Origin of the sequence: Pseudomonas sp. UFMG81 (assembly GCF_015354575.1) — a bacterium.
In the GTDB taxonomy this organism is placed as follows: domain Bacteria; phylum Pseudomonadota; class Gammaproteobacteria; order Pseudomonadales; family Pseudomonadaceae; genus Aquipseudomonas.
In genome coordinates this window covers 82,547-100,243 of the sequence record NZ_JACAFQ010000022.1, presented here as the reverse complement: position 1 = coordinate 100,243, position 17,697 = coordinate 82,547, and the positions used below count along the sequence as shown (strand labels likewise).

The following is a 17,697-nucleotide window of genomic DNA, read 5'->3' as shown; positions in this document are numbered from 1 at the left end:
GCTCCCACAGAGCGTGTGCCGGCGATAGGCCTTCGGATCAGCGCGCAACCTCGCTTTCACCGATCTTCTCGGCACCACGCCCCCGGCTCACCCACCAGCCAAATGCCCCCGCGGTAAAGAACATGATCAGGCTGTAGATCGCCGCCGGCACCGCCATGGTGGCGTTGTTCAGCAGCGACGGGCTTAGTGCCAGGGCGATGGCCAGCGTGCCGTTGTGAATGCCGATCTCCATGCCGATGGCGATCGCCTGGCGTTTCGGGATGCTCAACAACCGTGGCAGCCAGTAACCCACCCCCAGGCTCAGCAGGTTGAACAGCAACGCCGCGCCACCCACGATCGGCGCGTACTCGACCACTGTCTGCCAGTCCTTGGCCAGCGCCAGGACGATGGTGAAGGCCAGGAACAGCGCCGCCACCAGCTTCATGGGTTTCTCCATGCGCCCGGCGAAACGCGGCGCCCAGTGGCGGATCAGCATACCCAGCGCCACCGGCAGCAGGACGATGGCGAACACCTGCATCACCTTGGCGAATTGCAGGGGGATGGCCTGGTCCGATTCCATGAACCAGATCAGCGACAGGTTGACCAGCAACGGCATGGTGAGGATGGCGATCAGCGAGTTGACCGCCGTCAGGGTAATATTCAGCGCCACATCGCCATGGGCCAGGTGGCTGAACAGGTTGGCGGTGGTGCCGCCCGGTGAGGCGGCCAGCAGCATCAGGCCCACCGCCAGCGCCGACTCCAGGCCGAAGCCGTTGGCGATCAGGAAACACACCAGCGGCAGCAACAGGATCTGGCAGGCCAGGCCGATGACTACCGGTTTGGGGTATTTCACCACCCGGGCGAAATCGGCCAGGGTCAGCGACAGGCCCAGGCCGAGCATGATGATGCCCAGGGCCAGGGGAAGGATGGCGGTCAGCAAAGGCGAGGCAGTCATGGGTGGGTTCTCGGCCGAAGGATGCGAGGAGTCTAGGCGTGGTCTGAACGATAGCTAATTGCATCACTGGGTACTTGGTAACCGTTTGTTACCAAAGCCCCGTACCCCAGCGGCCCCCCGTCGCGTTGCGATGCCGCGCCGCGCGCAGTAGCATTCGCGTTTTGCCGAAGGATTAGTCTGTCATGCCGTTCCAGCAAGGTCTGCTTGCCACCCCGGTGCCGGCCCATGCCCGTCACCTGTTCTTCGCCCTCGATGCACGCGAGGCCCTGCCAGCCGTGCTCGACCAACTGATCGCCGAAGTCGACGGCCAGAGCCTGGTGCTGGGCATTGGCGCACCACTCGTCAAAGCCCTGGGCCGCGAAGTGCCAGGCCTGCGCAGCTTCCCGCAGCTGGACGCGGTGGTGGAGAACCCGGCGACCCAGCACGCGCTGTGGTTGTGGTTGCGTGGCGAGGAGCGTGGCGAGCTGTTCCTGCGTGCCCAGGCCCTGCAAACGATGTTGGCCCCGGCACTGCGCTTGGTCGATAGCGTCGATGGCTTCCTGCATCGCGGTGGCCATGACCTGACCGGTTACGAAGACGGCACGGAAAACCCGGTGGACGAGGACGCCGTGGCAGCGGCCATCGTCCCAGGGACGGTCGCCGGCCTGGCGGGCTCCAGCTTTGCCGCCTTCCAGCTGTGGAAGCACGACCTGAACTACTTCAAGGCACTGCCCCAGGACGAGCAGGACAACATCATTGGCCGGCGCCTGAGCGATAACGAAGAGCTCGACGATGCTCCTGAATCGGCCCACGTCAAACGCACCGCGCAGGAGAGCTTCGAGCCCGAGGCGTTCGTGGTCCGCCGCTCGCTGGCCTGGGCCGACGAGCGTGGCGCGGGGCTGGCCTTCGTCGCCCTGGGTCACTCGCTGGATGCATTCGAGGTGCAACTGCGGCGCATGAGCGGCCTGGAGGATGGCGTGGTCGATGGCCTGTACCGCTTCAGCCGGCCGCTCAGTGGTGGCTATTACTGGTGCCCGCCACTGGCTGAGGGTGGTGCGGACCTGCGTCTGTTGCTCGGCTGATCCACGCCTGCTCGGGTTTTGCCGGCCTTTGGCTGGCAAAACCCGCACCCTTGCTGCTCCCCACACCCCTTGCGCCCCAAATAAGCGCTCACCGCTTGTTTAGCGCCACCGGTCCGGCCAATCGGCAATAAACCGAATCCCCCGTTATCGCCGTACTCCCAAGCCATGTACGGCACAGCGCCGTGCACTCCCTTCGCTACAGAGGTGCAAGACCATGGCCAACAAAGACCACGAAAAAATGGGCAACCAGGGCGGTACCAAGAATCCTGGCAACTTCGCCAACGACCGCGAGAAAGCCTCAGAGGCCGGCCGCAAGGGTGGCCAGAGTTCTGGTGGCACGCGCCCTGGCACCGAACGCCCAAGCACCGAGTCCGGCCGCAAGGGTGGCCGTTCGTAAGTGAGGACTGGCAGCGCCGGGTCGTACCGGCGCTGCGCTGTTGTCCCGATACCGGAGGCACCCGCCATGCGCATCGCCCCCCTTGTGTACCTGCTGGGCAGCCTGAGCTTGCTGGGCGGTTGCTTCGACCGCAACGACCATCCGGCCAAGGATGCCGACCCCAGCAAACCTTCTCTGCAGATGCAGCAACCGAATCCGCCCACCACCAACCCCTCCCCAGAAACGAAGCCGCAGAATCCCTGAGCGAGGTGCCGGGCATGACGGTCATGACGCGCAAGCCCGCAGGCAGTGCACGGTTGCGTTATCACGCCCTGCTGGCAGGCCGCGACAGCGACACCCAGGCGTGGCTGGCGGGGCAGTTATGTCAAGTAACGCAGCGCCGTGACGACCTGCCCGACGACCCCGAACAACTCGAGCACTGGGCCGCGCGGCACGCCGCCATGGTGGCCCACCAGCACGCCGACTACCTGATGCAACGCCGCCAGGGTGCGCCGCGCCGCTACTTCGCCAACCGCGCCCAGGCGCTGTGGTTCCTGCAACAGGTGGCGCCCACCAAGGCGGTCGATGGCGCCTGGCTGCACGGCTGTTTGCGTCATTGGGGGGATCCGCGCTACCACGGCTTGATTCGTACTTACCTCGAAGAGCTGGGTGATGGCGACCCCTGGTGCAACCACGTGCTTATCTACCAGCGCCTGCTCAGCCGCCTCGGTTGCCTGGAGGGCCTGCCGCTGGATGATTCGCGCTACCTGCAAGGCGCGCTGCAATTGGCCCTCGGCCAGGCGGGCGAGGGCTACCTGCCCGAAGTCATCGGCTACAACCTGGGCTATGAACAACCACCGCTGCACTTGTTGATCACAACTCACGAACTGGCTGAGCTAGGGATCGACGGTCATTACTTCCAACTGCATGTGACCATCGACAACGCCGCCAGCGGCCACGCCCGGCGCGCATTGCAGGCGCTGCGCCAGTTGCAGCCGGAACAGGGCCAGGCAGCGTTCTACCAACGGGTGCGCCTGGGCTACCGGCTGAACGACCTGGGCGTCGACACACCCAGCTTGATTGCCAGCTTCGATCTACAGGGCGAACTGCTCGCAGCATTGGAGCGTAAGCGCGTGTTCGGTCAGTTCATGCACGCCGATCGCTGCCGCTTGCAGGGCCGCACCGTCAACCAGTGGCTGGCAGCGCCCGAGGGCTTGCCCGGTTTTCTCCAGGCGCTACAGGCCCAAGGCTGGATCGAGCGCAACCAGGACCCGCGCCGGTGCCGCTTCTGGCAACTGATCGACGGCCCCAAGGCCAGCATGTTCGGCGTGTTCAGCGCCTACGAAAAACAACTTTGGCACGATTGGATCGCCGCTGATTGGCAGCGGCCGATGCGCCGGGTGGCGCCTGGCCAGTGGGAAAGCGAACTGACGCTGGAAACCCCATGCGAGACCGTGCAAATGGACGGGTTTGTGCACCTGATCGCCGCCATGGCCGGTAACCGCCATGCCGAGCCCCCAGGCCTGCGTGCCACTCGCGCCTATATCCGTGCCACCGGGCTCACTGGCGGAGGACCTTGCTGATGCTGCTCGACCAGGACCAGACCCGCGCCGACCAGGCGCTGCTGCAATTGGGCCGGCGCTTGCGCGCCGACGGTTATCGCTTCACCTGTGTCTCGCCGGCCACCCAGGCTCGGGTCAACGCCCGCGACCAAGGGCAACGGGCGCGCGACCTGCGCGACGTGTTTGGTTGGAGCCGGCCGTTCCCGGCCTCGCTGATCAGCGCCGATCAGTTGCAACACCTGCAGGCGGCCGATGTGGTGCGGTACGACGGCGAGCTGCTGCGCAGTACGGTGCGCTGGTCCAGCCTGGACGACCTGCTGCTGGTGCATTCGGCCTGGCCCACCGACCACCAGGACGCGGTGTTCTTCGGCCCCGACAGCTACCGCTTCGCCCAGGTGATCCACGACCACCTGCGGCACTGCCCGCGCCGTGTGCAACATGCCGTGGACATTGGTTGCGGCAGTGGCGTGGGGGCGTTGTTGATTGCCCGTGCCGCCCAGCACGCCCAGGTCAGCGCGGTAGACATCAACCCGCTGGCCCTGCGCTTCACGGCGATCAATGCAGCACTGGCCGGGGTGGCCAATGTGTCGGTGGAGCCGAGCGACCTGTTGGACGGTATCAGTGGTGTGTTCGACCTGATCGTCGCCAACCCACCGTACATGCTCGACGCGGCTCGGCGCACCTATCGCCACGGCGGCGGCATGCTGGGCGCTGCGCTGTCGTTACGCATCGTCGAGCAGGCCCGGGAGCGCCTGGCGCCCGGTGGCACCTTGTTGCTGTACAGCGGCGTGGCCATCGTCGCGGGGCGCGATGCCCTGCTCGAAGCGGTGCGCCTGCGCCTGGCGGGACCAGCGTTCAGCTGGAGTTACCGGGAGATCGACCCCGACGTGTTCGGCGAACAACTGCTCGAGGCGGGCTACGAGCAGGTCGAGCGTATCGCCGCGGTGGCCCTGACCGTCACCCGCAACGGCTGACATGGCCATGGGCGCGGCGTGCACGTTCGGCATCGAGGAGGAATACTTGCTGGTCGACCTCGCCAGTGGGCGGGTACTGGCCAGGCCCTCCCACGCGCTGGCGCGGCGCTGCCAACAGGCGCTGGGCGCGTACTTCGCCGAAGAGATGTTCCACTGCCAGATCGAGCTTGCCTCGCCCGTATTCGACAACCTGCACCAGGCCAGCGAATGCCTGGGTGAACACCGGCAACGCCTGATCGGCCTGCTGGCCGAGGAGGGCGCGGGCCTGTACTGCGCTGCCAGCCACCCCAGTGCCCACTGGCTGCGTCAGCACCCGCGCGGTTCGCCCCACGTTCGCCAGCTGTTCGACGACTATCAATGGGTGGCCCGGCGCAGCTTGCTGAGCGGCCTGCATGTGCACGTCGGTGTGCCCGCCGGCTGCGATCGCATGGGTCTGATCAACCGTTTGCTGTACTGGCTGCCATTGCTGCTGGTGCTCAGCACCTCGTCACCGCTGTGGTGCGGCCACGCCACCGGCTACCAGAGCTATCGCCGGGTGGTGTGCGGCGAGTGGCCGCACATGGGGTTGCCCGAGCCACTGCCCGACTGGGCCGCCTACCAGCGCTACCGCGCCCTGTTGCAACGTACCGGCGTGTTGGCCGCCGACGGCGATTTCTGGTGGGCAGTGCGCCCGTCACGGCGCTTTCCCACCGTGGAGCTGCGCATCTGCGACGCCTGCCCCCGGCTGGAGGATGGCCTCGCCATTGCCGGATTGTTTCGCCATCTGGTCGAACAGTGCGCGGCGCCCCGCGGCGTTGCCTCACGGATCACCCGGGAACTGCGCTGGATCACCCAGGAGAACTACTGGCGCGCGTGCCGTTATGGCCGCCAGGGCAGGTTCATCGGCGTAGATCAGCAACAACCGGTGAATGCCGAAGGCTGGCTGGCGCAGCTGCGCGCCGAACTGCCCGCAGCCACCCTTGATGCCGAGCGCGCCTTCAACCATTGCGCGCGCATCCTGCGCGAAGGTACCAGCGCCGAACGCCAGCTTGCTACCCTCGCCGAGGCCCGCCGGCAGGGCCTCGACCAGCGCCATGCGCTGCGGGCCGTGGTGACGCAGGTGCTGCGCGAGGCAGATGCAATACCGACCTCACACCCAGCACAGGAGCCTCTCCCATGGCCAGCAAACCCCATGACCAGTACAGCCTGCAAAACCCCCTGACCCAGTACCCCCACCCGCCATTCCCGGCCCAGGGCCAGGCTGCGCCGGGGCTGGACGCTGAAATGAAGCCCAAGCCGGATCACGGTGAAAACACCTACAAGGGCTTGGGGCGCCTGGTCGGGCGCCGTGCACTGATCACCGGCGCCGATTCCGGCATCGGCCGGGCGGTGGCCATTGCCTTTGCCCGTGAAGGCGCCGACATCGCCCTCAACTACTTGCCCACCGAGGAGCGCGACGCCCGCGAAGTGGTGCAACTGATCGAGGCCGAGGGCCGCAAGGCCCTGGCCATGCCCGGCGACCTCAAGGACCCGCGCTTTTGCAGCCAGCTGGTCGACCAGGCCCACGAGCAGCTCGGCGGCCTGGATATCCTGGTCAACGTCGCCGGCAAGCAGAAGGCGCGCAAGGAAATCGGCCAGATCAGCCACACCCAGTTCGACCACACCCTCAAGACCAACGTCTATGCGCTGTTCTGGCTGTGCCAGGCGGCGGTGCCGCTGATGCCGGCGGGGGCGACCATCATCAACACTGCGTCGATCCAGTCATACCAGCCGTCGGCCACCTTGCTCGACTACGCCACCACCAAAGCCGCCATCGTCGGCTTCACCAAGGCCCTGGCCAAGCAGGTGATCGAGCGCGGCATCCGCGTCAACGCCGTGGCCCCGGGGCCGATCTGGACCGTGCTGCAACCCAGCGGCGGCCAGCCGCCGGAGAAAATCCCCGAGTTCGGTGCCCACACCCCCTACAAGCGCCCGGGCCAGCCCGCCGAATGTGCGCCGTTGTACGTGCTGCTGGCCAGCCAGGAGTCGAGCTACATCACCGGCGAAGTGTTCGGCGTTACCGGTGGCAACCCACTGCCGTAGGGCCAACCGGGCAAAACCTTCACGGCACGGTGCAGTCAGTTGCTGTAAGGGGCCTGTGCAGGGCCGCGTTCTACACACAGGAGCCAAGCCAATGGCCAGGGCAATCTGGAAAGGCGCGATCAGCTTCGGCCTCGTGCACATCCCCGTCTCGCTCAGCACCGCAGTACGTAGCGAGCGCATCGACTTCGACTGGCTGGACCAGCGCAGCATGGAGCCGGTGGGCTACAAGCGGGTGAACAAGGTCACCGGCAAGGAGATCGACAAGGCGCACGTGGTCAAGGGCGTGGAGTACGAGAAGGGCCGCTACGTGGTGATCAGCGAGGAGGAGATCCGCAAGGCCCGGCCCGAGGCGACCCAGACCATCGATATCTTCAGTTTCGTCGATGCCGGCGAGATCCCCTTGCAGCACTTCGACACACCGTACTACCTGAGCCCCGATCGGCGCGGCGGCAAGGTCTACGCGCTGTTGCGCGAAACCCTGGACAAGACCGGCAAGGTGGCCTTGGCCACCGTGGTGCTGCACACCCGCCAGCACCTGGCGCTGCTGCGCCCGCTGGAGGAGGCACTGGTGATGATCACCCTGCGCTGGCCCGACGAGGTGCGCGGGCTCGAAACCCTCGAGCTGGACAAGAGCGTGACTGCGGTCAAGGTCGACAAGCGCGAACTGGACATGGCCAAGCGGCTGGTGGAGGACATGAGCGGGGCGTGGGCGCCGGGGCAGTATCACGACGCATTTCGCCAGACGATCATGGACCTGGTCGAGGAGAAGGCCAGCAAAGGCAAGATTGCGACGGTGGAAAAAGCGCAAGGCGAGACGGCCGCCAAGAGCGCCGATATCGTTGACCTCACCGAGCTGCTCAAACGTAGCCTGGGTGGCAAGGCCAAGCCCAAGTCCCCCGCGCCCAAGCGCACGCGCAAGGCGTCCTGAGCATCTGCTGGGCCTTTGTAGGAGCGGCCTTGCCGGGGCGCCGGACCGGTCGGAAAGGGCTGCGAAGCGGCCCCAGGATTCTGTTGATTGGTAAACATGGCTGGGGCTGCTTGCGCAGCCCTTTCCGACCGGTCCGGCGCCCCGGCAAGGCCGCTCCTACAAAAGCTGCTCCTCCAACCCTCGCAGGTAATCCCCAAAACCTTGCGGTGCCCGGCTGTCCCGCCGGCTGCTGGTCGCCACGCTGTGCATCGCAGTCCAAACGATGTGCGCGCCACTGGCCTGTAGCGCCAACACCAGGTGCACATCCTCATGGGCGGGCAGCGGCAGGAAACCCCCGACCCGCTCATAGGCGCTGGCACAGACCCCAAGGTTGGCCCCATGGATATGCCGATGCCCCTCGCGTGCGTCGTAGCGGCTGCGGTACAGGGCACGCACGGCCGCGCCTTGCCACGGCTGCCAGCGATCGATATGTACTGTGCCGCACACCGCATCGGCATGCCATTGCACTTGCGACAGCAGCCAATGGTGCGGCACACGGCTGTCAGCGTCGGTAAAGGCCAGCCATCGGGCGCCGCGCTCGAGCATCAATGCAGCGCCCGCGCGGCGGGCGATACCGACATTGCCTGCGTCAAGTTCCAGCAGGTGCACGCCGTGGCGCCGGGCAATGGCAAGGCTGGCATCGCGGCAACGGTCGAGCACCACCAGGATCTCCACCTCGAGCCCCGCGGCCCGCGCCTCCCGGGCGGCCAGTTGCACCGCGCGCAGGCAATGGCCAAGGCGCCGAGCCTCGTTGTGGGCGGGGATCACCACCGCGATCACGGGCAGCTCTCGTCGAGGTCGACCACGCTGGGCTGGCACGACCAGTATTCGAGCAAAAAATCCGCCTCTTCATGGCGCAGCAGCGGATACAAGGGCAGGTGACGGGCCAGCGCCTCATGCACCTGGCGCCCTCCCTGCGGGCAGCCGATGATCGGGTGAAGCCAATGGCAGGCGAGCAGGGCGCCGTCGGGGGCGAGGCTGGCCACTGCGCGTTCGATCACCTGCAACCAGTCGGTGGGGCCCAGGTAATAGCCGACCTCACTCAGCACCACCAGGTCGAACTGCCCGCCCGGCCAGTCGCTGGGCAAGCGCGCCTGTTCGACGCGGGCATGGCGTACCCCCGCCAGGCGCTGGCGGGCGAGGGCGACGGCGGTGGGGTCGATGTCCTGGCACAGCAATTCGCTGCAGCGCTCGGCGAGCAGCGCACTGAGCTCGCCATTGGCGCAGGCGGGTTCGAAGATACGCCCATAGCACTGACGCGGCAGGCTGGCCAGCAGCAAGTCGCGCTTGCGCCGTTCGTACCAGCGGGTGCGAAATGCCCAAGGATCGTCGTTTTCGGCATACAGGTCGGCGAAGTACCGCGCATCGAGGCTCATGGGCAGGCTTTCCTTCATACAAAGACCAGTTCGAAAGGCTGCAGCAGGCATTCCACCAGGCGCGCCGGCAGCACGGGCGGGTGTTCGCCGTCGGGCTCCAGCTGGCTGGCATGGGCGGCCAGCGCCGCGCGCTTGCGCGCCAGGCGGGTTTCGTCGAGCTGCACCCGGTGGGCGCGCGGCCAGGGCAAGCGGTTGTCCTCCGGCGCGGCCCAATGCCAGGCCCAGACCGGCGCTTCAACCAGCTGGGCCTTGCGCGCCTGGGCGGCCTGGGCGCAGGCGCGGCCGACCGCTTCGTGGTCGGCATGGCCATCGCCGCGCCAGGTGCACAGCAGCAAGTCGTCAGGCTTGAGCAGTTGGTTGAGGTGGTTGACCAGGAACGCTTCGTCACGCGCCAGGGCGCCGTCCTTGAGATTGAGCCGGCGCCAGTCCAGCTGAGTCAGGTCAAGATTGAGCTGTTGCAGGGCATGGCGACTTTCCTGCGGGCGCTGGCGGCGCAGGCGGTGCTCGCTCCAGTGCCGGGAGTGCGGATGGCTGGCCTCGCCGTCGCTGGCGGAGATCAGCAGCAGGTCCTGTTCGCGGCCGCCGAAGCCGGCGAGCAAGCCGCCGGCCATGAGGATCTCGTCGTCCGGGTGCGGCGCCACCAGCACCAGCCTGCGGCCCGGCGGGCACAGTTGTTCGGGCGTCAGCCAGCCAGCGCGGGCCAGGTGCGCGGACTGTTGCCAGGCACTACAAGACGTGCTCTGGCTGGTTTGGATCAGATCGTCGCTCATAGCTGCCAGGCCCCCGCCGGTACTTCGGCCACCTGTTGGCCCAGTTGCGCCAGGTCGCGCTCGGCATGGCTCTGGCGCAAGTACACCGGCAGGTCGGCGCTGAGCCGGGCGAAATGGCTGTTGCGGCAGAACGGTGTGGCGCCCAGGGCGCGGCCGACGTGGTGGATCACCTGGTCGACCGCCTGTTCCACCTGGGCGCGGGTGCGGCGCACTTCGAAACCGGCGTCGGCGCCGGGCTGGCGGTCGATCCAGGCGGCGCATTCGCGCAGCGCGGCGCGGGCACCGTAAAGCGCGGCATCCACGGCGCCCAGATGCGCATCGGCATGCGGGTCGGGGCGCGGCTTGCGGCAGTGTTCGCGCAGGTAATCGGCCAGCGCCTCGGCGGCGCCGTACCAGCAGGCGGCGATGCCTCCGCCGCCGTGCCAGAAGCCCGGGCGCGACAGGTATTGCCCCGGGGCACCGATGGCGATGCCGGGGGCGTCGTCGAAGTCGATCTCCACGCTGGTGGTGGTGGCCATGCCCAGGGCCTGCCAATGGTCAGCCCGGATCCGCTGGCCGGGGTGCGACAACTCGATGGCCACCAGTTGCGGCTGGTCGTCGGCGGCCCAGGCGGTGATCAGCGCACGGTCGATCTGCAGCGCGCCGGAACACCAGGCCTTGCGCCCCTGCAAACGGACCTGATCGCCGTCGCGGGCGACAATGCGCGCCCGCGCGTCCGGTGGCTCGGCCGCCCACACGCCCCAGATGCCGTCGCCCACCCTGTGCGCCGCGTGGCACTCGGCAAGGATCGCCAGGGCGTCGGTATGCCCCTCATAGAGCTTGGCCAGCGACAGGTCGCAACCGGCCACCCGCGCCAGTGTCTGCCAGCGTTGTAGCGTGTGGCCCTGGCCGGGCAGCGGCAGCAGGTCGAGGTGATCGGCCTGCAGCGCTTGCAGCAGTTCGGGTAGCCGGGTGTCGAGGTCGAGCGCCTGGGGGCGGGCGCTGAAGTGGCGCAGCAGGCGGTCGAGGTGGGTCAGGTCGAAGTCCTGGACGATGCTCATCGATGGGTTCCCCCTGGTTGCTGTCAGGCCAGCCCAAGTTGCTTGCGCATGCGCGCGGTGATCGACTGGCGCACCTTGCCCATCTGCGCCCACGGGTCATCCACTTCGCCCAAGCGCTCGTGCAGGTTGCCGACATGCCACTGGTTGGCGCCTTTGAGCTGGTCCAGCTCCTCGCGCCAGATCGGTACCGACACCGGCAGGCCATCGCGGGCGCGCAGCGAGTAAGCCGAGACGGTGGTAGCGCCTTTACCGTTGCGCAGGTAGTCGATGAAGATCCGCCCGACCCGGTTTTTTGGCCCCGACACGGCGCTCAGGCGCTCGGGGAATAGCCCAGCCAGGTGCTCGACGATGGCGTGGCTGAAGTCCTTGACCTCGTCCCAGCCGGCACGCCGGGTCAGCGGCACCACCAGGTGCATGCCCTTGCCGCCACTGGTCTTGAGGAACACCTTCAGCCCCAGTTCGTCGAGCAGGGTCAGGGTGAGCTGGGTGGCTTCGAGCATGGCCTTCCACGGCAGTGCCGGGTCGGGGTCGAGGTCGAGGATGAAACGGTCGGGGCGCTCGAAATCCTTGGCGGTGGCGTTCCAGGTGTGCAACTCGAGCATGTTCATCTGCACCGCGCCCAGCAGGCTGTCGGCGCGATTGAGCAGCATCGCCCCCTGGCCAGCCTGGGCCTTGGTGTAGGTGACCACACCGGGCAGGTGCAACTGACCGGCGTTCTTCTGGAAGAACAGCTCCCCGGCCAGGCCGTCGGGTGCGCGCACCAGGGCCACGGGGCGGTCCTTGAGCTGCGGCAGCAGCTTTTGTGCGACCTGGGCGTAGTACTCGGCGACCTGGCGCTTGGTGGTGCCGGTGGTGGCGTCGATCACCCGGTCAGGGTGGGTCAGGCGCAGGTTGCCCAGCGCACCGCGCTGGGTCTTGGTCGCTGGGCGGGAAGGCATGGCGCGCTCCAGGTCGATGGCGGTGGCGGGCTTGTCGTCGCGCAGGCCATGGAACACCGAGTGGCGCACGATGCCTTCGCGGGTCATCTGCGCATACGCGACCTCGGCCAGCAGGTGCGGCTTGAGCCAGTGCACACCGCGGGCTTCGCTGCCGGTCGGCGGGTTGGCCAGTGCGGGCTTGGCCGTTTCCAGGGGTTTGAGACGGGCGTGGAGGCTGGCCAATGTGGTGGCGCTGAAGCCAGTGCCGACTTTGCCGGCATAGCGCAGCTCGCCCTTGTCGGGGTCGTGCAGGGCCAGCAGCAAGGCACCGAAGGCCGTGCGGCTGCCCTTGGGGTCGGTGTAGCCGACGATCACGAACTCCTGGCGCTGCTTGCACTTGAGCTTGATCCAGTCGCTGCTGCGTCGGCCCACATAGGAACTGTCGGCACGCTTGCCGATCAGGCCTTCGAGTTGCAGCCGGCAGGCGCTGTCAAGCAGCGCGTCCACGGGTTGGTCGAAGGTAGCGGAAAACGTGAGCAGCTCAGACGCATTGTGTTCCAGCAGCTGTTCCAGCGCCTCGCGGCGCTGGCTCAGCGGCAACGGACGCAGGTCGGCGCCGCCCAGGTAGGGCAAGTCGAACAGGTAATAGCGGATGCCCGCGTCCTGGCCGCTGTCGAAGGCATTCTGCAGGGCCTGGAAGTCCGCCACGCCGTTGTCGTCGGCCACCACCATCTCACCGTCGAGCCAGGCTGAATCCAGCCCCAGGGCCCGCAGCGCGGCAATCTGGCTGGGCATCCTGGCGCTCCAGTCATGGCCATTGCGGGTGAACAGGCGCACGTCATCACCGTCAATGCGGGCGAGCATGCGATAGCCGTCGAACTTGACCTCGTAGCGCCAGTCGCCGCTGGGCGGAGCGTCCACCAGGGTGGCCAGCTGCGGCTCCAGCCGCTGCGGCAAAGTGGCCTTGCGTGCCTTGCGCGCGGGCTTGGCCATGCCGGCCTGACTCGGCACCAGCGTGCGGTCGCTGAGCACGCTGTCGGGCTGGGCCTGGAGAATGTCGTAGGCGTCTGCGCCGCGGGCCTGTTCGTCGTTGGACTTGACCAGCATCCACTGCTCCTTCTTGCCGGCCAGGTGGGTGCGGAACAGGTTCCAGGTGCCCGAGAGTTTCTCGCCCTGCAAACGAAAGCGCAGCTTGCCCTTGGCATAGCCCTGGCGAGGGTCGCCCTCGGGCTCCCAGATACCCCGGTCCCAGACGATCACGTCGCCTGCGCCGTAGTGGCCTTCGGGGATATGCCCTTCGAAGTCGGCGTAGTCCAGCGGATGGTCTTCCACGTGCACGGCCAGGCGGCGCACCTTGGGGTCCAGTGACGGGCCCTTGGGGATCGCCCAGCTTTTCAGGGTGCCATCGAGCTCCAGGCGAAAGTCGTAATGCAGGTGGCTGGCGTCGTGTTTCTGGATGCAGTACTGCAGCGCATGGGCCTGGCGGCTACGGCCACGTTTGCCGGCGGGCTCGGGGGTGGCGTTGAAGTCGCGCTTGCGCTGGTAGTCCTGCAGGGGCTTGGCCATGGCGGGCTCCGAAGGGGCCGGGTGTTTGAATTGGGAGGCGGCGGGGGCGGGCAGAGTTCAAAAAGCCGCCTGGGAAAAACGCTGAATCATTGGCCCATCGGTGCAGTCGACTGGATGAACCTTCGATGCAGAGCCGGCATGGACCGACGATGTGATCGATGAACAGAACCAGGAGAAACCGTGATGAACGAGCAACGCTGTGCCTGTCACCACTGTTCCTGCACCGTGGACGCCAATGCCCTGGTGCAGGACGGCAAGGCCTACTGCTGTGAGGCGTGCGCCAGTGGCCACCGTCATGGCGAACCCTGCCGCATGGCGGACTGCAAATGCGGCGAGGCCAGCCAACCCAACGAGGCCAGCGTGGACAATGCGCTGGACGAGACCTTCCCGGCGAGCGACCCGATTTCGCCGTGAAACCACCGGGCCGCTCTGCGGCCCATCGCCGGCAAGCCTCCCACCATGAAGCTTGCACGTCCCCTGTAGGAGCGGCCTCGTGCCGCGAATGGGCCGCGTAGCGGCCCCAAGGATTTCAAGTACACCTCAAGACTGCCGGGGCCGCTTTGCGGCCTTCGCGGCACAAGGCCGCTCCTACAGGCTTCAATGGGCCTGCCACAGCCCATCGGCACGTTCGCAGTCGCTGCGGGCCTGGGCCAGGCTCGGGGTGTCGTAGTAGTAGGTGATGACCCGCGCATCGTCGGGCAACGCCGGGCGGGTCGAGGGCTGGTCACGGCCGGTGGCCTCAGGGTTGGCCAAGGCCTCCTGGGTCAAGGGCGCGATGCAGCGGCCCAGGCTGCCATCGGCGCAGCGCGGTACCCGGCGCTTGTCGCTGCTGACCATGGCCTTGCTCTCGTTGCTGCACGACCAGGCGATGGCTTCGGCCGGCATGCCGGTGAAGCTGTAGCAACTGTGTTGCACCACCGGCTGCACCGCACTGCTGGAGGAGCGGTTGAACACTTCGCAATCATCCGCCAACGCGGGCAGCCCGGCGCCGAGCAGGAGCAGCATGAACACGATTCGCATGGGTCACCTCCACAGTTTCAGGGTTTCTGTGCTGCCGCCTGGCGGTGTTGGCGCAAATGCCGGGCGCGCTTTTCCAGCAACAGGTAGGTGAGCACTGCCAACAGCAGCGGGATCAGGTAATACAGCGTGCGGTAGCCGAGCAGCGCTGCGACCAACGTGCCTTGTCCAAGCTGGCCGTGGAGCAGGGCGAGGAACACGGTTTCCAACACCCCCAGCCCGGCCGGGATGTGCGCTACCACCCCGGCGATGCAGCTGATCAGCAACACCCCCAGCACCGAGGGATAGAACAGCTCGCTGGGCAGCAGCAGGTGGATCAGCGCCGCCATCAACGCCCAGTTGCTCGCGCCCAGGGCTAGCTGGCACAGCGACAGGCGCAACGAGGGCAGGGTGACCTCGTGGCCGCGCAGGCTGAAGGTGCGGCGTGTGGCGAAGGCGCAGGCCAGCAGGTAACCCAGGGCGACCGCCACCATCAGCACGCCGATCAGGCGCAGGCCGCCGGCGCCCACCGCCCAGCTGGCCGGCAACTTGACGAAGCCCGCAGCGAACACGCTGCCCGCCAGCAGCAGGTAGCCCATCCAGTTGGTCAGCAGCCCCAGGGTGAGGATGCGGGTGATGGTTGCGGTGTCCAGCCCCAGGCGGCCATAGAGCCGGTAGCGCAGGGCTACGCCGCCGACCCAGGTGGTGAAATTGAGGTTGAAGGCGTAGCAGACGAACGCCACCGGCAGCACCTGGCGGGCCGGCAACCCATGCCCGGTGTAGGCGCGGGCCAGCAGGTCGTAGCTGGCGAACACCAGGTAACTGCACAAGGCCAGGCCTAGCCCAAGCGCCAAGGTGCCGGGTTTGTAAGCCAGCAACGACTGGTGCACCTCGTGCCAGTCCAGGTTGCGGGCCAGCAGGAACAGCAGGGTCGGGATCAGCACAAGGAACAGCAGGGTAGCCAGGCGCTTGCCCCAGGTCTTCCAGCGTTTGCCGTCCATCAGGTCTTGCCCCCGTTATAGCTGGCTGGGGTATCGCTATCGGGTTGCAGCGACGTGAGCCGTTGCCGGTGCGCCGGGAACCAGCCGGCGATGCGCGGGAAATAACGGGTGAGGTGGAAGCCCAGGAAGATCAGCGGGGCGCGCCACCAGTAGCCGCGCACCATGCGCTCGAGGGTCACCGCCTTGCACTGCTGCTCGACCAGCTGCATCAGGTGCTGGTGCAAGCCGTGGTTGAAGGCGCGGTCGCGGATCATCAGGTTGGCCTCCAGGTTGAACGACAGGCTCAGCGGGTCGAGGTTGCTCGACCCGACGGTGGCCCAGTCGTCGTCCACCAGCGCCACCTTGCCGTGCAGCGGGCGCTGGCAGTACTCGTGGATGCGTACCTGGTCGCGCAGCAGGTAGTTGTAAAGCAGCCGTGAGAGTGCCCGCACCCAGCGCATGTCGGGCTGGCCCTGGAGGATCAGGGTCACCTGAACGCCTCGCCGGGCGGCATTGCGCAGCTCGCGCAGCAACCGGTAGCCGGGGAAGAAGTAGGCATTGGCCACCACGATGCGCTGGCGGGCCTGGCGGAACACGTGCAGGTAGTGGGCTTCGATGTCGTTGCGGTGGTGATGGTTGTCGCGCTCCACCAGCAACGCCGAGGCCTGGCCGCTGGGCGTCGGCACTGGCCGGACCGTGCTGGGCGACGCCAGCACCGGGGCGAGCAGCCGGCAGCTGGAGGCATGCACCTGGGCCACCACAGGGCCGGTGACCTCGACGGCATAGTCCTGTTTGGCCTGCGGACCGAAATCGCCCAGGTGGTCGGCGCTGTAGTTGAGGCCGCCGATGAACGCGCGGCGGCCATCAATCAGCAGGATCTTGCGGTGCAGGCGGTGGAACAGGTTGGTGCGCATGCCGGCCAGGCGCGGCTGCGGGTCGAACGCATGGAAGTGCACGCCGGCCTCGGTCAGCGAGGCGATGAATTCGTCACCCAGGTCGGCCGTGCCATAGCCGTCCACCGCCACCTCCACCCGTACGCCGCGCCGGGCAGCATCGATCAGCGCCTGGCGCAGCGGCTGGCCCACCTTGTCGTCGTAGATGATGAAGGTCTCCAGCAGGATCTCCTCGCGCGCCTCGGCGATGGCGGCGAACACCCGCGGGTAGTACTGCTCGCCGTTGACCAGCAGTTCGACGTGGTTGCCCTCGCTCCAGTGGTCGTTCATAGGGACACCTGCGCCACCAGCGGGGCATGGTCGGACAAGTGCGACCAGGGGTAGCGGGTCAGCACCCTGGCGTCACAGGCGCGGGCGTTGCGCAGGTAGATGCGGTCCAGGCGCAACAGCGGCAAGCGCGCCGGGAAGCTGCGCGCCGGGCTGCCGAACGCTTCCACCAAGTGCCCGCTCAGCAGCGCGTCGCCCTTCAGGCGCCAGTCGTTGAAGTCGCCGGCGACGATCACCGGGGCCTGCGCGGGCAGGCTGTCGAGCAGCGCCAGCAGCAGGCGCAGCTGGCGCTGGCGGTGCGTTTCACGCAGCCCCAGGTGCACGCAGATGGCGTGGACCTGCTCATGCCCGGGTACCTGCAGGCGACAGTGCAGCAGCCCACGTTGCTCGTTGCCATGGATCGACACATCGAGGTTGTCGTGGGCGGCGATGGGGAACTTGGACAGCAGTGCGTTGCCGTGGTCACCGTGGGGGTAGACGGCGTTGCGTCCATAGGCGAACTGCGGCCACATGCTGTCGGCGAGGAACTCGTATTGGGGCGCCTGAGGCCAGGCTGGATGGCGCTGCGCGTGCTGGGCATGGCTGCCATGCACCTCCTGGAGAAACACCAGGTCGGCGCCGGTTGCGCGTACCGCCTCGCGCAGCTCGGGGAGGATGAAACGCCGGTTGAACAGAGTGAAACCCTTGTGCACGTTGAGGGTCAGCACCGTCAGCTGCTGCACGGCGGCCACCTTGTCGATCACGCAACCGTGGCGGGGCAGGGGTTCGTTCACAGAGGCTTCCTTTGGTTCGTCCATTCCAGTAACGACCGGGCGGCTGGGGGCAGGGTTCAGCAGGAATGACCAGTGGAGCCTTCGGAACTTTGCACCGCCCTGGGGCCTCCACCGCATGTCGGGT

The 17,697-nt window shown here is 67.2% G+C and carries 19 protein-coding genes; 9 read left to right on the top strand and 10 right to left on the bottom strand.

Annotated elements, in window-relative coordinates; genetic code table 11:
- Positions 1-37 precede the first annotated feature (37 nt).
- On the bottom strand, positions 38-934 hold the full coding sequence (locus tag IX761_RS17365) for a bile acid:sodium symporter family protein (protein ID WP_194790799.1): 897 nt from the start codon (positions 932-934) through the stop codon (positions 38-40).
- Between the two features lie 182 nt (positions 935-1,116).
- On the opposite strand from IX761_RS17365, the gene IX761_RS17360 reads away from it, so the two are divergent.
- The 8 genes from IX761_RS17360 (at position 1,117) to IX761_RS17325 (ending at position 7,896) form a co-directional block, all read left to right on the top strand.
- Positions 1,117-1,995, top strand: a complete 879-nt coding sequence (locus IX761_RS17360) for a Dyp-type peroxidase (RefSeq protein ID WP_194790798.1) — start codon at positions 1,117-1,119, stop codon at positions 1,993-1,995.
- Positions 1,996-2,209: 214 nt separating this feature from the next.
- Complete coding sequence (locus IX761_RS17355) at positions 2,210-2,392, top strand: general stress protein (protein ID WP_194790797.1); 183 nt, start codon at positions 2,210-2,212, stop codon at positions 2,390-2,392.
- A gap of 66 nt (positions 2,393-2,458) precedes the next feature.
- Positions 2,459-2,635, top strand: a complete 177-nt coding sequence (locus tag IX761_RS17350) for a hypothetical protein (RefSeq protein WP_194790796.1) — start codon at positions 2,459-2,461, stop codon at positions 2,633-2,635.
- 14 nt (positions 2,636-2,649) lie between these two features.
- Complete coding sequence (locus IX761_RS17345; protein WP_194790795.1) at positions 2,650-3,954, top strand: iron-containing redox enzyme family protein; 1,305 nt, start codon at positions 2,650-2,652, stop codon at positions 3,952-3,954.
- Complete coding sequence (locus IX761_RS17340) at positions 3,954-4,907, top strand: methyltransferase (RefSeq protein WP_194790794.1); 954 nt, start codon at positions 3,954-3,956, stop codon at positions 4,905-4,907. Before IX761_RS17345 ends, IX761_RS17340 begins: the two co-directional genes overlap by 1 nt.
- A gap of 7 nt (positions 4,908-4,914) precedes the next feature.
- Positions 4,915-6,108 (top strand): carboxylate-amine ligase, encoded by a 1,194-nt coding sequence (locus IX761_RS17335; protein WP_194790793.1) that lies wholly within the window; start codon positions 4,915-4,917, stop codon positions 6,106-6,108.
- Complete coding sequence (locus IX761_RS17330; protein ID WP_194790792.1) at positions 6,063-6,968, top strand: SDR family oxidoreductase; 906 nt, start codon at positions 6,063-6,065, stop codon at positions 6,966-6,968. The genes IX761_RS17335 and IX761_RS17330 overlap by 46 nt, the downstream gene beginning before the upstream one ends.
- Before the next feature lie 91 nt (positions 6,969-7,059).
- Complete coding sequence (locus tag IX761_RS17325; RefSeq protein ID WP_194790791.1) at positions 7,060-7,896, top strand: Ku protein; 837 nt, start codon at positions 7,060-7,062, stop codon at positions 7,894-7,896.
- A 156-nt stretch (positions 7,897-8,052) separates the two neighbouring features.
- Here IX761_RS17325 and IX761_RS17320 read toward each other — a convergent pair whose 3' ends face one another.
- The 5 genes from IX761_RS17320 to ligD are packed head-to-tail and all read right to left on the bottom strand — an operon-like array spanning position 8,053 to position 13,604.
- Positions 8,053-8,715, bottom strand: a complete 663-nt coding sequence (locus tag IX761_RS17320) for a glycosyltransferase (protein WP_194790790.1) — start codon at positions 8,713-8,715, stop codon at positions 8,053-8,055.
- Complete coding sequence (locus IX761_RS17315; protein WP_194790789.1) at positions 8,712-9,311, bottom strand: class I SAM-dependent methyltransferase; 600 nt, start codon at positions 9,309-9,311, stop codon at positions 8,712-8,714. Before IX761_RS17315 ends, IX761_RS17320 begins: the two co-directional genes overlap by 4 nt.
- A 14-nt stretch (positions 9,312-9,325) precedes the next feature.
- Positions 9,326-10,081 carry a PIG-L family deacetylase gene (locus IX761_RS17310; RefSeq protein ID WP_194790788.1) on the bottom strand — a complete coding sequence of 252 codons (756 nt, stop codon included), beginning with the start codon at positions 10,079-10,081 and terminating at the stop codon, positions 9,326-9,328.
- Positions 10,078-11,121, bottom strand: a complete 1,044-nt coding sequence (locus IX761_RS17305) for an acyl-CoA dehydrogenase family protein (protein ID WP_194790787.1) — start codon at positions 11,119-11,121, stop codon at positions 10,078-10,080. The genes IX761_RS17310 and IX761_RS17305 overlap by 4 nt, the downstream gene beginning before the upstream one ends.
- Positions 11,122-11,144: 23 nt before the next feature.
- Complete coding sequence (gene ligD, locus IX761_RS17300; protein WP_194790786.1) at positions 11,145-13,604, bottom strand: DNA ligase D; 2,460 nt, start codon at positions 13,602-13,604, stop codon at positions 11,145-11,147.
- 183 nt (positions 13,605-13,787) lie between these two features.
- On the opposite strand from ligD, the gene IX761_RS17295 reads away from it, so the two are divergent.
- A complete protein-coding gene (locus tag IX761_RS17295; RefSeq protein ID WP_194790785.1) occupies positions 13,788-14,018 on the top strand; it encodes a metallothionein in 231 nt (76 codons plus the stop codon).
- A 183-nt stretch (positions 14,019-14,201) separates the two neighbouring features.
- Here IX761_RS17295 and IX761_RS17290 read toward each other — a convergent pair whose 3' ends face one another.
- The 4 genes from IX761_RS17290 to IX761_RS17275 are packed head-to-tail and all read right to left on the bottom strand — an operon-like array spanning position 14,202 to position 17,597.
- Entirely contained in the window at positions 14,202-14,624 is a 423-nt protein-coding gene (locus IX761_RS17290) for a hypothetical protein (protein ID WP_194790784.1), read from the bottom strand.
- A gap of 17 nt (positions 14,625-14,641) precedes the next feature.
- A complete protein-coding gene (locus IX761_RS17285; RefSeq protein WP_194790783.1) occupies positions 14,642-15,601 on the bottom strand; it encodes a lysylphosphatidylglycerol synthase domain-containing protein in 960 nt (319 codons plus the stop codon).
- Positions 15,601-16,803: a cardiolipin synthase ClsB gene (gene clsB / locus IX761_RS17280; RefSeq protein ID WP_194790782.1), complete on the bottom strand. Its 1,203-nt coding sequence runs from the start codon at positions 16,801-16,803 to the stop codon at positions 15,601-15,603. The genes IX761_RS17285 and clsB overlap by 1 nt, the downstream gene beginning before the upstream one ends.
- Positions 16,800-17,597, bottom strand: coding sequence for an endonuclease/exonuclease/phosphatase family protein (locus tag IX761_RS17275; RefSeq protein WP_194790781.1), 798 nt, complete (start codon positions 17,595-17,597; stop codon positions 16,800-16,802). The genes clsB and IX761_RS17275 overlap by 4 nt, the downstream gene beginning before the upstream one ends.
- Between the last annotated feature and the right edge of the window lie 100 nt (positions 17,598-17,697).

Excerpts from the sequence above, each read along its gene's own strand:
- IX761_RS17310 (WP_194790788.1), bottom strand. The coding sequence starts at position 10,081 with ATGAGCGACGATCTGATCCAAACCAGCCAGAGCACGTCTTGTAGTGCC.
- IX761_RS17285 (WP_194790783.1), bottom strand. The coding sequence starts at position 15,601 with ATGGACGGCAAACGCTGGAAGACCTGGGGCAAGCGCCTGGCTACCCTG.
- IX761_RS17355 (WP_194790797.1), top strand. The coding sequence starts at position 2,210 with ATGGCCAACAAAGACCACGAAAAAATGGGCAACCAGGGCGGTACCAAG.
- IX761_RS17315 (WP_194790789.1), bottom strand. The coding sequence starts at position 9,311 with ATGAGCCTCGATGCGCGGTACTTCGCCGACCTGTATGCCGAAAACGAC.
- IX761_RS17275 (WP_194790781.1), bottom strand. The coding sequence starts at position 17,597 with ATGGACGAACCAAAGGAAGCCTCTGTGAACGAACCCCTGCCCCGCCAC.
- clsB (WP_194790782.1), bottom strand. The coding sequence starts at position 16,803 with ATGAACGACCACTGGAGCGAGGGCAACCACGTCGAACTGCTGGTCAAC.
- IX761_RS17335 (WP_194790793.1), top strand. The coding sequence starts at position 4,915 with ATGGGCGCGGCGTGCACGTTCGGCATCGAGGAGGAATACTTGCTGGTC.
- IX761_RS17345 (WP_194790795.1), top strand. The coding sequence starts at position 2,650 with ATGACGGTCATGACGCGCAAGCCCGCAGGCAGTGCACGGTTGCGTTAT.
- IX761_RS17350 (WP_194790796.1), top strand. The coding sequence starts at position 2,459 with ATGCGCATCGCCCCCCTTGTGTACCTGCTGGGCAGCCTGAGCTTGCTG.
- IX761_RS17365 (WP_194790799.1), bottom strand. The coding sequence starts at position 934 with ATGACTGCCTCGCCTTTGCTGACCGCCATCCTTCCCCTGGCCCTGGGC.
- IX761_RS17340 (WP_194790794.1), top strand. The coding sequence starts at position 3,954 with ATGCTGCTCGACCAGGACCAGACCCGCGCCGACCAGGCGCTGCTGCAA.
- IX761_RS17325 (WP_194790791.1), top strand. The coding sequence starts at position 7,060 with ATGGCCAGGGCAATCTGGAAAGGCGCGATCAGCTTCGGCCTCGTGCAC.
- IX761_RS17360 (WP_194790798.1), top strand. The coding sequence starts at position 1,117 with ATGCCGTTCCAGCAAGGTCTGCTTGCCACCCCGGTGCCGGCCCATGCC.
- IX761_RS17305 (WP_194790787.1), bottom strand. The coding sequence starts at position 11,121 with ATGAGCATCGTCCAGGACTTCGACCTGACCCACCTCGACCGCCTGCTG.
- IX761_RS17295 (WP_194790785.1), top strand. The coding sequence starts at position 13,788 with ATGAACGAGCAACGCTGTGCCTGTCACCACTGTTCCTGCACCGTGGAC.
- IX761_RS17330 (WP_194790792.1), top strand. The coding sequence starts at position 6,063 with ATGGCCAGCAAACCCCATGACCAGTACAGCCTGCAAAACCCCCTGACC.
- ligD (WP_194790786.1), bottom strand. The coding sequence starts at position 13,604 with ATGGCCAAGCCCCTGCAGGACTACCAGCGCAAGCGCGACTTCAACGCC.
- IX761_RS17290 (WP_194790784.1), bottom strand. The coding sequence starts at position 14,624 with ATGCGAATCGTGTTCATGCTGCTCCTGCTCGGCGCCGGGCTGCCCGCG.